The organism is Prauserella alba, from assembly GCF_024171735.1.
In the GTDB taxonomy this organism is placed as follows: domain Bacteria; phylum Actinomycetota; class Actinomycetes; order Mycobacteriales; family Pseudonocardiaceae; genus Prauserella; species Prauserella alba.
This window is the reverse complement of record NZ_JAMTCH010000004.1, coordinates 1-13896: the sequence shown is the minus strand read 5'-3', so window position 1 is coordinate 13896 and position 13896 is coordinate 1. Positions and strand designations below refer to the sequence as shown.

At 68.1% G+C, this 13896-nt stretch carries 11 protein-coding genes; 7 read left to right on the top strand and 4 right to left on the bottom strand.

The features are described from left to right. Positions 1-2 precede the first annotated feature (2 nt). On the bottom strand, positions 3-827 hold the full coding sequence (locus LY12_RS09050) for a PIG-L family deacetylase (protein WP_253855052.1): 825 nt from the start codon (positions 825-827) through the stop codon (positions 3-5). Between the two features lie 722 nt (positions 828-1549). Here LY12_RS09050 and LY12_RS09045 point away from each other — a divergent pair. Together LY12_RS09045 and LY12_RS09040 are read left to right on the top strand one after the other, a co-directional pair. Next, on the top strand, positions 1550-1981 hold the full coding sequence (locus LY12_RS09045; RefSeq protein ID WP_253855051.1) for an STAS domain-containing protein: 432 nt from the start codon (positions 1550-1552) through the stop codon (positions 1979-1981). Positions 1982-2341: 360 nt separating this feature from the next. Next, a complete protein-coding gene (locus LY12_RS09040) occupies positions 2342-3082 on the top strand; it encodes a class I SAM-dependent methyltransferase (RefSeq protein ID WP_253855050.1) in 741 nt (246 codons plus the stop codon). Between the two features lie 14 nt (positions 3083-3096). On the opposite strand, the gene LY12_RS09035 is transcribed toward LY12_RS09040, so the two are convergent. Together LY12_RS09035 and LY12_RS09030 are read right to left on the bottom strand one after the other, a co-directional pair. After that, complete coding sequence (locus tag LY12_RS09035; protein WP_253855049.1) at positions 3097-3486, bottom strand: DUF2237 family protein; 390 nt, start codon at positions 3484-3486, stop codon at positions 3097-3099. Between the two features lie 79 nt (positions 3487-3565). Continuing rightward, the gene (locus tag LY12_RS09030) at positions 3566-3823 is read right to left on the bottom strand and encodes a winged helix-turn-helix domain-containing protein (RefSeq protein ID WP_253855048.1); all 258 of its coding nucleotides are present in this window, start codon (positions 3821-3823) and stop codon (positions 3566-3568) included. 386 nt (positions 3824-4209) lie between these two features. On the opposite strand from LY12_RS09030, the gene LY12_RS09025 reads away from it, so the two are divergent. Then, complete coding sequence (locus LY12_RS09025; RefSeq protein WP_253855047.1) at positions 4210-5160, top strand: hypothetical protein; 951 nt, start codon at positions 4210-4212, stop codon at positions 5158-5160. Between the two features lie 28 nt (positions 5161-5188). On the opposite strand, the gene LY12_RS09020 is transcribed toward LY12_RS09025, so the two are convergent. Next, on the bottom strand, positions 5189-6862 hold the full coding sequence (locus tag LY12_RS09020) for a GGDEF domain-containing protein (protein ID WP_253855046.1): 1674 nt from the start codon (positions 6860-6862) through the stop codon (positions 5189-5191). A 210-nt stretch (positions 6863-7072) separates the two neighbouring features. Here LY12_RS09020 and LY12_RS09015 point away from each other — a divergent pair, with 210 nt between their 5' ends. From LY12_RS09015 to metK, 4 genes are all read left to right on the top strand, one after another. Then, positions 7073-8761 (top strand): alkaline phosphatase D family protein, encoded by a 1689-nt coding sequence (locus LY12_RS09015; protein WP_253855045.1) that lies wholly within the window; start codon positions 7073-7075, stop codon positions 8759-8761. After that, positions 8758-10086 (top strand): alkaline phosphatase family protein, encoded by a 1329-nt coding sequence (locus LY12_RS09010; protein WP_253855043.1) that lies wholly within the window; start codon positions 8758-8760, stop codon positions 10084-10086. Before LY12_RS09015 ends, LY12_RS09010 begins: the two co-directional genes overlap by 4 nt. Before the next feature lie 881 nt (positions 10087-10967). Beyond that, the gene (locus LY12_RS09005; RefSeq protein ID WP_253855039.1) at positions 10968-12668 is read left to right on the top strand and encodes a glycine/sarcosine N-methyltransferase; all 1701 of its coding nucleotides are present in this window, start codon (positions 10968-10970) and stop codon (positions 12666-12668) included. 61 nt (positions 12669-12729) lie between these two features. Beyond that, the coding region (metK, locus tag LY12_RS09000; RefSeq protein ID WP_253857249.1) for a methionine adenosyltransferase at positions 12730-13896 on the top strand (1167 nt) is incomplete at its 3' end.

Here is a 13896-nt window from a genome sequence, read left to right as displayed (position 1 = left end):
GCTCACCCGGACGCTTCCGTATCGGCCGGGACGGTCAGTCCCGCCATGAGGTCGGTCTCAGTGATGCCCGGCCCGGCGCCGGCACGGATGAACCACTCGGTGCCGAAGGCGAATGCGAACGCCTCGCCGGGCATCGCGAGGAAGAACGACTGTTCGGCGATCTGACTGGCGTGCGCCCGCATGGCCGCGCGTTTGGCGTCCAGGTACGGGGTGACGTCGACGGCCGCGGTGAGGACCGATTCGGGGCTCCCGAACTCGGGTTCGGCGCCGATGTCGGGTAGCTCGATGCCCGCGAGTTCCGGATTGTCGGCCAGCTGGGCGAATCCCCGGACCATGTGTTCGCGGTTCTGCGTGGCCTCGTAGACCCGTGGCGTGCCGGCGAGCTCCGCCGCGCGCAGGCCCACCCGGTGCACCTGGATGTGATCCGGGTGGCCGTAGCCGCCGTGGGAGTCGTAGACGGTGAGCACGTCGGCGTTTTCCTCACGGAGGATGGCGGCCAGCCGCTGCGCGGCGTCGGCGACGTCGGCCTGCCAGAAGGTGCCTGCCTCGTCGTTGGATGGTTCGCCCATCATGCCGGAGTCGGTGTAACCGAGGAACTCGACGCGGGCGGCCCCGAGGATGCCTGCGGCGGCGTGGGTCTCGGCGACCCGGCGCTGCCACAACGGTTCTCCCGGTTCGAGTACACCGTCGGTCACCTCGCCGAGTTCGCCTCGCGTGGCGACCACGAGCACCACGCGGTGGCCCTGGTCGGCTGCCATGCGCATCACGCCCCCGCACGTGATGCACTCGTCGTCCGGATGCGCGTGAAAAGTCACCAGCGTCGCCATGGAAACGACCGTAACGGCTCCGGTCAGGGCCGGTTCCGGCGCCGGTCGTGATGCGGTCCGGCCGGTGCCGTCCCGCCGGTGCGGTCACGGCGGTGCGGTGGTCCCGGGTGCGGCCGCCACCGCCCGCGTGGAGGCGGTGGCGGCGTGCGTCGTGGGGACGCCCCACCTCGGCCGTGGCCGATGTCCGGCAGCGCCGGGTTCGGGGAGTTCCGCGGATTCGGATTTGGCGATTAATCGTAGATCCGAATGGAGTTTGTCAGTTTCTTTCCAAGCAGGGTCCATTAAGGACATCCCAGGGCCGGGTGAGGTCGGGTATTGAAGTTCGATTGCGACGGGCGTACCGTTTTCCGCAGCGGCGTCGGGGCCGTTGACGCATCGCCGATCGGTGACAGGTTCGACGATTCGCGATGGGTTTCGCCGAGCGAATTCGGCTCGGGGCAGGCGAAATCGCAGACGTCGGCTCCGATTCTGTTGGCCGCTGTGGATGCTCGCCATATCGCGGGATGTGGCGTGATCCTCCGGTGAGTCCGGCGGACCGCGGGTCGATGACGAGCTACGGGACGGCGGACGTCACGGATGGCGGGGTTTCGCCGAACGACGGGGCTTCGCCGAGCGTGCAGTGTCATTGCACGGCTGGTGGCGCTGAGCGGGAGAGCGTCGGGTGATGCGGTGCTTCGGGGCACCGATCCGGGGTGCCGACGTCGGGGGTTGGACAACAGAGTGTGGAATCCGGGGGAGGGAATTTCATGGAGACTGTCGTCGGCGCAAGATTCGGGGCGGGCACGATCTCGGCCACCGGTGTCGAAGTGGTGATCGAACCACGGGGCCGCGGGCTGGTGGTGACGCATGTGCTGGGGGAGATCGACCTACTCGGTGTCTCGCTGCTGCGGCCGTGCTTCGAACGTCAATTACGGAGTGTGCGTGCCTTGGTTCTCGATTTCACCGAGACGAGTTACCTGAGCGCGGCGGGATTGTCTCTGCTGTTACAGACCGGAGTCGATGCCCGGTCTCGGAACATTCCATGGGCGCTCGCGGCGGCGCGCCCGGTCCTGCGGCCGATCGAGGTGACCGGTCTGGAACGGCAGCTTCCGGTCTATCGCGACGTCCCGCCCGCCGTCGATGCGGTGTGCATGCCCAGCAGGCTGTCGGCATAAGACCGCCGAGGCCGCCGGGTGACAGGCCTGACTCGTCCGGAGGTGCCGGCGTGGGCCGGATCCTCCCGGCCCGTACGGCCGGCATCGGACGTACTCGACTGCCGTGCTCGACTACGGCCGTGCTCGACGTCGGTCGTACTTTTCGTCGGCACAGTCTGCGCGGTCGATCGGCCGAAGGAGCGGTGACTCACCGATGTCGCGGCCGTTCCTGGTGGATGAACCACTGCTGAACAGTGAGCGCGGGGTGCTGCGTACCTGTTCCGTCGTCCCCGACCGTGGCGCCCCGTCGGCCGGCGCACCTCGTCGGCCCACCCTGTCGACGGAGTGCCGGGCCGCCGCGGGCCCAGTACGGTCGCGCCCATGGACACCACCGCGCTGCCCGGCGCCGTGCGCCGCACCCTCCCGCTGCTGACCGGTGCGCGGGCGGCCGCGTCGCTCCGGGACGGCTACCTCGACCTGCTGGACACCGAGGAGCCGCAGCCGAGCGGCCCGGTGCAGTCGCTGTGGGAATCCCGCGCGGGCACCGCCGTGTACGAACCGGTGCAGGCGTTCGCCAGGAAGGTCGTCGCGCGCCTGCGGCCGCCCGCCGAGCGGCTGCACCTGCCCGACGGCGGCACGGTGCTCGACGTGGGCTGCGGGCCCGGGACGGTGACAGCGGAGCTCGGACGTGATGTCGGTCCCCGGGGGCTCGCGATCGGCGTCGACCTGTCACGGTCGATGCTGCGCCGTGCGGCGGATGCCCATGCGGCGGCCAACGTGGGTTTCCTCAGGGCCGACGTCACGAACCTGCCGCTGCGTGACGCGAGCGTCGATGCGGTCACCTGCCTGATGGTGCTGCAACTCGTGCACGATCAGGAGACGGCCTTGGCCGAATGCGCCAGGGTCGTCGCGCCGGGCGGCCGGATCGCGGTCCTGCAACCGGGGTATGCCGGGCCGGGCGCAGGTGTCGTCGCCGCGGTCGCGGGAGTCGCCGGACTTCGGATGCCCGGGCACCGAGCGATCGCGGCCACGCTGCGGGCGCATGGCTTGACCGTCGTGGAGTCGGAGACGACGGCTCCCGTCGCGCGCGTACTCGCCGAGAAGCCGGCGGAGCGTTCCTGACGAAGCGGGCCGGGTCAGAGCAGGCTGCTCGGATCCGTCGGGACGTCCACCGCGTGGTCCCGGAGCACGTCGAGCGGGATGACCTCGGCGGCGCGCTCGTGCGTGGCGGCCAACACGACCGGAGGGGCGGCGCCCGCCTCATGGGCCTGGAGCCAGCGGTCGGCGCAGACACACCACCGGTCACCCGGGGTGAGGCCGGGGAAGCCGAACTCCGGGCGTGCGGTCGTGAGGTCGTTGCCCGCGGTCCGCTGCTGGGTGAGGAACTCGGTCGTGACCACGGCGCAGACCGAATGGTTGCCGGGGTCGTCCTCGCCCGTGTCACAGCATCCGCTGCGGTAGTACCCGGTCAGCGGATCGGTACCGCACGGTTCGAGCTCGTCGCCGAGAATGTTGCGCTCGCTCATGGTTACACGGTGACACGTCCGGCGGCCGAACCGTAAGCGGTGGGCCCGGATTCGGTGTCGCCGGCCGGAGGTGAGCGGTTCAGTCGGGGTGGGCGACGAACGTGCCCTTCGACTTGAGGGTCTGCACGAGACCCCGTTCGCGCAGGATGCGGGTGGCCTTGCGGACGGTGTCGAGTGCGACGCCGTACTCCTCCGCGAGGGATCGTTCCCCTGGCATGCGCCTGCCCGGGATCCATTCGCCACTGGAGATGAGTCCGGCGAGGTGCTCGGCCAGCAGTTCGTACTCGTAGCCGGTCTTGTTGTCCGGGTTGTACTTACGTGGTGCAGGACCGCTCATGACTTCGACATTAGAACGGTCCCGAGCTGCACGAAGTTGTGGAACGCGGCACACCGCGTCGGTCGGCGTCGGACCGCGTCAGACCATTGGGCAACGCGCTGTAGCGCGGTCTGCTCGTTCCGTGCTAGCTTGACCGTCATCAGCACGCGTCGCGGGCCGCTCACCAGCGACAACGCGCAGATATCGACAACACGTAGGTACATGGAGAGGCCGCAACACCGAGAGGTCACACCCGCGCCGATGCAGTACATGCGCCGATGCAGTACAGCGCCGATGCGGTACACGCGCCGGTGTCGAAACGGGGCCGTGCGTTGCGGGCCGACGCACATCGCGGTCCGCGTCGGCGCGGTGAAAGCGGAGGACGTCAGAAACGGGGGAAGCCGATCGTGGGGATCAGTGGCAGAGCCGATCTGCCGTGGACGGCGGCCGCCGTCCACGAGGTGCGCCTGCGGGCCGCGGAGTCCGATCCGCAGGACTGCGGCAGCGATGCGTTGCTCCGTCGTCAGGAGTTGCTGGACGTCGAGGCATGGGAAGGACGGCGACGAGGGCGGACGGTGCGGCTCTGGTGTGCGGAGTTGCTGGTTCGGACGGCGGCCCGGGATGCCGAGGACGCGGCCTTCCGGCTCGTGACACTGGCGCACCCGTTCCACCGCACCGGTCACGCCCCGCGGCTGTACTCGGTGGCGGGCCCGGTCGTGTGGCATCCGCCGGAACCGGGGGAGACCGCACCGGCCGGGTGTCCGCCCGGCGGTGCCGTGCCGCAGGCGCCCGAGTATCAGGTGCTGGTAGGAGGCCTGCCGAGCGGCCGGCACACGGCCCGCGGGGACGCGGAACGTGCGCAGGCCGCCGATCACGCGGCGGCCCTCGAACTCGCGGCCCACAGCGTGCGGCGAAGGCTGCCGCAGACGTACCCGCCGGGGCCGTGCTGGCAGGCGTGGCAGCGGGTGTCCTTTCTGGCCGGCCCCGGTGATGCACCCGCCAGGGCCGCCGAGCTGGCGGCGACGGTCGTCGACACGCGAGGTGCACCAGCAGCCGTGGTCACCCGGATCGAACCTCAGGACGGCAGGCGGGATCCGGTCGAAGGTCGCCTCCTGCATCCGGCCTGTGACGCCGGGCCGCACCTGATCGATGCGTTGTGGGACGACTTCGACGCGGTGGAGGCCGGCCTCGGTGACCCGGGTGAACCCGTCGCGCTGGCCGCGGTCTGCTTGGCGGCCGCGCGGGAGGTGCGCGCCGAGTTCGGTCTCGCGTCCGGCCGTCCGCTGCCTGCTGGTGGCCGGGTCCGCTGCGCAGCGACGGGACGCGTGGAGGGAGGCGAGCCGGGCACGGACCGGTGAGAGGTCCGCAGCTCCGAGAGGTGGTCCTTCAGACCGCCGAGGCCGATGACCCGGGGCCGCCGGGCGTGCCGCGCAGGACCTCGACGTGGTCGGTGCCCGGCTTGCCGTACACCCAGCTCGACCCTGCGAGGTTCTTGGCGTGCTTCTTCAACGGTGCCAGCAGCCGGGATATCTCGCTGTAGGACTCGATCGACCGTCGCGGGCACCACAGCGTGGACAGCGACACGGTCACCGGCAGGCCGTCGGCCGACCAGTGGGTGTCGAGCATCGCGTCGGCGAGCGGGCGGATCGTGTCCGGTCCGCACGAGACGAGGAAGTCGTCGCCGCCGACGTGGCTGACGGTCACACCGCCCAGGTCGGTCGCCAGGCGCGTGAGCGCGCGCCCGATCGAGCGGATGACGTCGTCGCCCGCGGCGAAACCGGCCGTGTCGTTGATCGTCTTGAACGAGTCGATGTCCAGCCAGCCCACGACGAGCGGCTCGTTCGTGGCGAGGCGGCGGTCGACGTCCCTGGCCACGGCGTCACTGCCGGGCAGCCGGGTCAGCGGGTTGAGGGCGGCGGCCTGTTCCACCTTGGCTTCGGCCATGCCCCGGACCAGTTCGTGCATCAACACCACGCCCTGGCAGCGGCCCGATTCGTCGATGACGACCACGTCGTCCGAGGCGCGGCCCGACGGCCCGTCGCTGACGAGGTCCAGCACTTCCAGTGCCGACGCCGAGTTGCGGATCACGTGCGGTGGGTCGGCGAGACGTTGCGCCGGGCGGTGGGCGTGCAGCGCGTGGCCGAACGGGCCGGTGACGGCGAGCAGGAACCGGGTGCGGTCGATCGACCAGCGGGGTTTGCCGTCGGCATCGACCCCGACGAGGCCACTGAGTGCGACGTCGTCGACGAGAACGGTGCGCACCTCGTCACACGTGGCGTCGGCGGAGACGGTCCTGGCCGGGCGGAGGAAGTCCTTGATCCCGGGTGTGCCGCCGGACGGGTACGCGTCACGGCCGGGGTGGGCGGGGGCGATGGCTCCGGCGGGGACGGAGCCGGGGCCTGCCGGCGCCAACAGGTTTCCCTGGACGAGGCCGATCCCGAGGCCGCGCACCGTGTCCAGCTGGTCCTCGGATTCGACGCCGGTCGCGACGAGCCGTATGCCGGTGCGGTCGGCGAAGTGCACCAGCGCCTCGGTCAGTGCCGTCGTCGGGGTGTCGTCCCGCAGCCGGCCGAGTGAGCTCCGATCCAGCTTCACCATGTCGGCCCGGGACTCGGTGAGCATGTTGAGCGGAAGGTCGGCCGCGCCGAGTCCGTCGAAGGCGAGCCGGAAACCGTGCGCGGTGAGCCGGTTCAGCCCGTCGAGCAGCGCGGCGGGCGGGGCCGTGTGGAACGGCGGACCGACCTCGAAGACGACGTCGTGGGGTCGGCGCCCGGTGTCGCGCAACGCGGTCAGCAGCGGTTCCAGCGAGGCCGAGGGTGAGGCGGCCGTGAGCGCCGTGATGTTGAGATGCAGCGGAAGGCGCGTGGCCTGCTGTTCGGCCTCGTGGATCGCGCGGGCCGCGAGGCCCGTGTCGGCCTGAACCAGCCTGCCCAGGCGCATGGCCGATTCAAGCAGTTCGCTTATGCGCCCCGCGGCCGGGCGGGCCAGTGCCTCCACAGCGACCGCACTGCCGGTGTGCAGGCTGTAGAGCGGTTGGAACGCGAACTGAACGTGGTTCAACCCCGACTCCTGTCCGTCCGAATCCGAGTGTATCCGGACCGACTCAGCGAGCAGTTGTCCGATACTCACACAAGCCTGCTGAGTCCATCAACCACGACGGTCACGCGCGAGCGTCGGTTCCCGTCCATCCGGGCGAAATCTGGCTGAACGAACCGGCTGCGCCCCGTGACACGAACGTGTGGCGTCGGCAAGGGTGCCAGCGTGAACACGATGAACAGAAGACAGGTGCTGCGAACGGGTTCGCTGGCGACAGTGGGCGGCGTCACATTTGCCGGGCCTGCGCTCGCGGCCGAGCCCGAGCAGCCGTTCCGGCACGGAGTGGCCTCCGGGGATCCGCTTCCCGACAGCGTGCTGTTGTGGACGCGGCTGACCCCGTCGGCATCCGCCACACCCGGTTCGGGCAGCGGAGCGGAGTCGGTCGTGGGCTGGGAGGTGGCCCGCGATGCGGGTTTCCGCCGGATCGCGGCGCGGGGGACGGTGAGGACCGGCCCGGATCGCGACCACACGGTCAAGGCCGACGTGACCGGGCTCGAACCGGACCGCTGGTACTACTATCGGTTCTCCTGGCGCGGCAGCCGCTCACCCGTCGGCCGTACCCGCACAGCCCCCGCCGCAGGCAGCGCGGTGGCGAGGCTGCGCTTCGGCGTCGTCTCGTGCTCGAACTGGCAGGCCGGTCACTTCGCGGCCTACCGGCACCTGGCCGAGCGCGGCGATCTCGACCTGGTGATCCATCTCGGCGACTACCTGTACGAGTACGGCGCCGAGTCCGACGCACCGCGTCGGCACGATCCGCCGATCGAGATGATCGCACTGGCCGACTATCGCAGGCGGCATGCGCAGTACAAGACCGATCCGTCGTTGCAGGCGCTCCATGCGGCGGCGCCGTTCGCCGTGACGTGGGACGACCACGAGTCGGCCAACGACGCGTGGGCGGGTGGGGCCGAGAACCACACGGAGCCGGAGGAGGGCGGGTGGGCCGACCGCAAGGCGGCGTCCCAGCAGGCGTACGCGGAGTGGATGCCGGTGCGTTACGAGCCCGGCGGCAAGCTGTACCGGAGGCTGAGCTTCGGATCGCTGGCAGAACTGTCCATGTTGGACCTCCGGTCCTATCGGAGTGAGCAGGTGGCGCACCCGTTCGACGGTGGCGTCCACGACGATGAGCGGACCATCACGGGCAAGCAGCAGCTGGACTGGCTCACGGCCGGCCTGACGTCGGCCACCGCGCAGTGGAAGCTCGTGGGGAACTCGGTGATGATCTCCCCGGTCCAGTTTCCATCCACATTGAACACACGCGAACTCGAGGCGGTCGCGGACATGATCGGCCCCATCGAAGGAGTTCCGTACAATGTGGACCAATGGGACGGGTACACGTCCGACCGGGCCGCGGTGTTGCGCGCGTTGCGTGACCGCGGTGTGACCGGAACCGTGTTCCTGACCGGTGACATTCACTCGGGCTGGGCCGCCGAGCTGCCCGCCGACCCGTTGACCTATCCGCTGAGCGGCGATTCCGTCGCGACCGAACTGGTCTGCACCTCGGTCACGAGCGACAACCTCGACGATTATCTGAACCTTCCCCCTCGCACACTGTCGCTCGTCGTCGAAGCCCTCATCAAACTGGCGAATCCGCACGTGAAGTACCTGGACTTCGACTCGCACGGGTTCTCGGTCCTCGAAGTCACGCCCGCCCAGGTGCGCATGGACTGGTTCCGGCTCGCCGACCGTGCCGATCCCGCCAGCACCGCCGAGGTCACGGCGTCCTACCGCGTACCGGCCGGTTCCGAGAAGCTCGAGCGCGCTCCGCGTTCGATGGACGGGGACGTGCCGCGCCACGAGGCGGCGGCCGAACACGAGCTCGCGGCCGCACATCGACAGGCACTGGCACGACAGGAGGCGCGATGAACGACGAGATCACCACACCCGGCGACGCGGTCCCCTCCAGGCGGCGGTTCCTCCGGGTCGCCACGACGACCGGTGCCGCGGTCGCACTGTCCACGGTTGCGGGCGTACCTGCGGTGTCGGCGGTGCAGGCGGCGCCGTCCGGCGCCGGTGGCCCCGGCGGGAAGAAGCTGCGCGTGTACGTTCTCGTCGTCGACGGGCTCCGGCCCGACGAGATCGCACCCGACGGGACTCCCCACCTGTATGCACTGCGGGCCGAAGGAACGAACTTCCCGCAGGCGCGGGCGCTGCCGGTGATGGAGACGTTGCCCAATCACGTGATGATGATGACCGGCGTGCGGCCGGATCGATCCGGTGTGCCGGCCAACGACGTCTACGACCGCGAGGAAGGTGCGGTGCGGACGCTCGACCGGCCGTCGGACATCCGGGTGCCGACGTTGCTCGAGCGTGTCGCGGACACGGGGCGGGTCAGCGGCAGCGTGCTCAGCAAGGAGTACCTGTACACGATCTTCGGGGAGCGGGCGAGTGTCCGCTGGGAACCGGAGCCGCTGATCCCGATCACCGATCATGCGCCGGACCTGGCGACGAAGCTGGCGCTGTCGGCCATGGTGGAGGAGACCGATCCCGACCTGGTGCTGGTCAATCTCGGTGACGTGGATCGGGTCGGTCATGCGGATCTCACCGGGACGTCGCTGGGACTGCTGCGTGCGGGTGCGCTGAGTGCGACGGATGCCTACGTCGGCCGGTTCGTCGACGAACTGCGCAGCAGCGGCCGCTGGGAGTCGAGCGTGGTCATGGTGATCGCGGACCACTCGATGGACTGGTCGCACGCCCACAAGGTGATCTCACTGCAGGCGCCGCTGGAGGCGGACGAGGCGCTGGCCGGCAGGGTCGCGATCGCGCAGAACGGCGGGGCGGACCTGCTGACCTTCACCGGCAAGGAGGCCGACCGTGCCGCGGCGGTGGCGCGGATGCGGGAGATCGCGGCCGCCACGCCGGGTGTGCTGTCGGTGCACCGGCCCGGCTCACTGCGGCTCGCGCCGGACTGCGCGGACCTGGTCGTGTACTGCAAGGCGGGCTGGCGCTTCTCCGACCCGAGCCCGATATCGAATCCGATCCCGGGCAACCACGGCCACCCGGCGACCGAGCCGATCCCGTTCTTCATCGCGGGCGGGCATCCGCGGGTGCGCAAGGGCGTGACGTCGTCGGCGCCGGCGACGACGGTCGACGTGGCGCCGACCGTGGGCGAGCTGTTCGGCCTGCCGCCGGTCGAGGGCGGCTACGACGGCGAGATCCGACGTGAGGCGCTGTTTTCAAGGGGATGGTAGGCCATCTCATAGAAATTCCGATTCGCAATCCGAATCGGCCGGTGACAATGATCTCGGTCACCGGAATTGTGCCTGTTCGCACACCCCGAAATCGCACTCGATGCACATTGCAGTGTTTCTCGACGATGTCACAATGGTAACAGAACGATAACGGTGCAACATTCTGGCAACCAGAATGCCGACCGGGCGAGCGCCCTCGCGAAGATCTCGGGATTCTCGCGAGGGCGTTCTTGTTGAGCTATACGCAACGCGTTGCCGAATACGCTACGAACGTAGATCCTGTATCACTCATCAGGCTCGTGGACTAGAGCTGCGGCGGAATCTGGCCTCAAACACACCGTGGGTAGTTCTTCTTCGGCCGAACGTGTCGGCATGTTGCGGAGGTCACAAAACCCTTGGACGTGTAACGCGGGCACGGTTGCGCATGGCGCGCACAAGCGCTCCGACCTGGCAGAACGCGGCTCGCCGCGTTCCCGTGAGCGCGGCTCTTCCGCTCGCGGGACGCCGCTCGAGCGGTATACGAGGGGTGAAAATTCACGTCACGCCATGGACCCATTGATCGAACGGCGAGTTTGTGAATAGATTGAGGCTCAGGCGGTTTGCGCGGGATCAGTGCGGATACGGCGCAATTCCGCCCAGTCGGGGCGAAGGGCCGCGTCAGGTGTGACGCGCGATACTCGGGCTGCGCACAATGCGCGCCGCGGGCCGATTTGAACCGCGATCGATACATCGCGTCGTCGGCCCGGGATTTTTCTGTGCCCTTCCCCGACGTGTTCGCGGCCGTATCTCCGCACGTCACGTGCGCCGAGAGGTGGGACGAGACTGCGGTGAGCCGGCCACGGACGATCAAGCACCGATCCGCCGAACGTGGAGGGAACCTAATGCAGGAATCAGCGGCTGGCACCACCGATGCGCCGGACGAAGTCGCCGAGAAGAGCCGCGCCGACGCGCATCCCGACCAGGCGTTCGGTTCCGACCCGCTGGCCGTTCGGGAGAGCGACCACTACGCCGAGGAGTACAACGAGGGCTTCGTCGACAAGTGGGACGAGCTGATCGACTGGAAGGGCCGGTACGAGAGCGAGGGCAGCTTCTTCGTCGACCTGCTCCGTAAGCACGGTGTCGAGTCCGTGCTCGACGCCGCCACCGGCACGGGCTTCCACTCCGTGCGCATGCTCGAGGCCGGCTTCGACACGACCAGTGTCGACGGCGCCGCGGAGATGCTGGCCAAGGCGTTCGAGAACGGCAAGGAGTACGGCGACTACGTCCTGAAGGTCGTGCACTCCGACTGGCGCTGGCTCAGCAAGGACGTGCAGGGCAAGTACGACGCGATCGTCTGCCTCGGCAACTCGTTCACGCACCTGTTCGACGAGAACGACCGCCGCAAGGCGCTCGCCGAGTTCTACGCGGTGCTCAAGCACGACGGCATCCTGATCATCGACCAGCGCAACTACGACTCGATCCTCGACGACGGGTTCTCGAGCAAGCACACGTACTACTACTGCGGCGACCAGGTCAGCGCCGAGCCGGAGTACGTCGACGACGGCCTGGCCCGCTTCCGGTACGAGTTCCCGGACGGCTCGCTGTACCACCTCAACATGTTCCCGCTGCGCAAGAACTACCTGCGCCGCCTGCTGCGTGAGGTCGGTTTCCAGAAGGTCGACACCTACGGTGACTTCCAGGAGGCCTACGGTAACGACAACGCGCCGGACTTCTTCGTGCACGTCGCGACGAAGGAGTACCTCGAGAGCGCAATGACGGAGAACTACTCGAGCGCGGTCAACACCGCTCGCGAGTACTACAACTCCGAGGACGCGGACAACTTCTACTACCACGTCTGGGGCGGCACCGACATCCACGTCGGCCTGTACCAGTCGGACAACGAGGAGATCGCCGCGGCCAGCCGCCGCACGGTCGAGCAGATGGCGAACAAGCTCGACCTCAAGAAGGGGCAGAAGGTGCTGGACCTGGGTGCCGGCTATGGGGGTGCCGCCCGTTACCTGGCCGAGACCTACGGTGTGCACGTGACATGCCTCAACCTGTCCGAGGTCGAGAACGACCGGAACCGGCAGTTCAACAAGGACGCGGGCCTCGCCCAGCTCATCGACGTCGTCGACGGCGACTTCGAGAACCTCGCGTTCAACGACAACGAGTTCGACGTCATCTGGTCGCAGGACGCGTACCTGCACAGCGGTGACCGCGTCCGCGTGGTCGAGGAGGCCGTGCGCGTTCTCAAGCCGAACGGTCAGATGGTCTTCACGGACCCGATGGCTGCGGACAATTGCGACACTTCGTCGCTGCAGCCGATCCTCGACCGGCTGCACCTCGACAGCCTCGGCTCGCCCGGCTTCTACCAGAAGGAGCTGACGCGCCTCGGCATGAAGTCGGTCGAGTTCGACGACCACACCCACCAGCTCTCGAACCACTACGGTCGCGTGCTGGCCGAGCTGGAGAAGCGCGAGACCGAGCTGGCGGGCACGATCAGCCAGGACTACCGCGACCGCATGAAGCTCGGCCTCAAGAACTGGGTTGCAGGCGGCAAGTCCGGCAACCTCGCGTGGGGCATCTTCCACGTCAAGGCGTGATCCGGCGCCACATCGCAAGAAAATTCACGAGTAAGACCGCTCCCGTCGACAAGAAGGAAGCATTTTGACTACAGGCAGGTTGTTCACGAGTGAGTCGGTGACTGAGGGTCACCCGGACAAGATTTGTGACGCGATTAGCGACACGATTTTGGATGCGATGTTGGCGCAGGACCCGCGGTCGCGGGTTGCGGTGGAGTCGTTGGTGACGACTGGCCAGGTGCATGTGGCTGGTGAGGTGACCACGGCGGCGAACATCGATACGACGGCGTTGGTGCGTCAGGCTGTGTTGGATATCGGGTATGACTCGTCGGAGAAGGGCTTTGATGGCGCTTCGTGTGGGGTGAGTGTCTCGATTGGTGCGCAGTCGCCGGATATTGCGCAGGGTGTGGACACGGCGTATGAGTCGCGTCTGGAGAACGCTCTGGATGATTTGGACAAGCAGGGTGCTGGTGATCAGGGGTTGATGTTCGGGTATGCCTGCTCGGACACGCCGGAGTTGATGCCGTTGCCGATTGCGTTGGCGCACAGGTTGTCGTTGCGGCTCTCGCAGGTGCGCAAGAACGGCACGGTGCCGTATCTGCGTGCGGATGGTAAGACGCAGGTGACGATCGAGTACGACAAGGACAAGCCGGTTCGGTTGGACACGGTGGTGCTGTCGTCGCAGCATGCTGAGGGGATCGATCTGGACAAGCAGCTGGCTGCGGATGTGCAGAAGCATGTGATTGATCCGGAGATCGAGGATCTGGGTCTGCAGGCGGAGAATCCGAACATTTTGATCAATCCGACGGGCCGGTTCGTGGTCGGTGGTCCGATGGGTGATGCGGGTCTGACGGGTCGGAAGATCATTGTCGACACGTATGGCGGGATGGCGCGTCATGGTGGTGGCGCGTTCTCGGGTAAGGACCCGTCGAAGGTGGACCGGTCGGCTGCGTATGCGACGCGGTGGGTGGCCAAGAACGTGGTGGCTGCTGGGTTGGCTGATCGGGCCGAGGTGCAGGTCGCGTATGCGATCGGTAAGGCGGCTCCGGTGGGGTTGTTCGTGGAGACGTTCGGGACGGAGAAGATCGCGCCGGAGAAGATCCAGGCGGCGATCAATGAGGTGTTCGATCTGCGTCCGGCCGCGATCATCCGTGATCTGGATCTGCTGCGGCCGATCTACGCGCAGACCGCGGCGTATGGTCACTTCGGCCGTCCGGATGCGAACCTGCCGTGGGAGAACACCAACCGC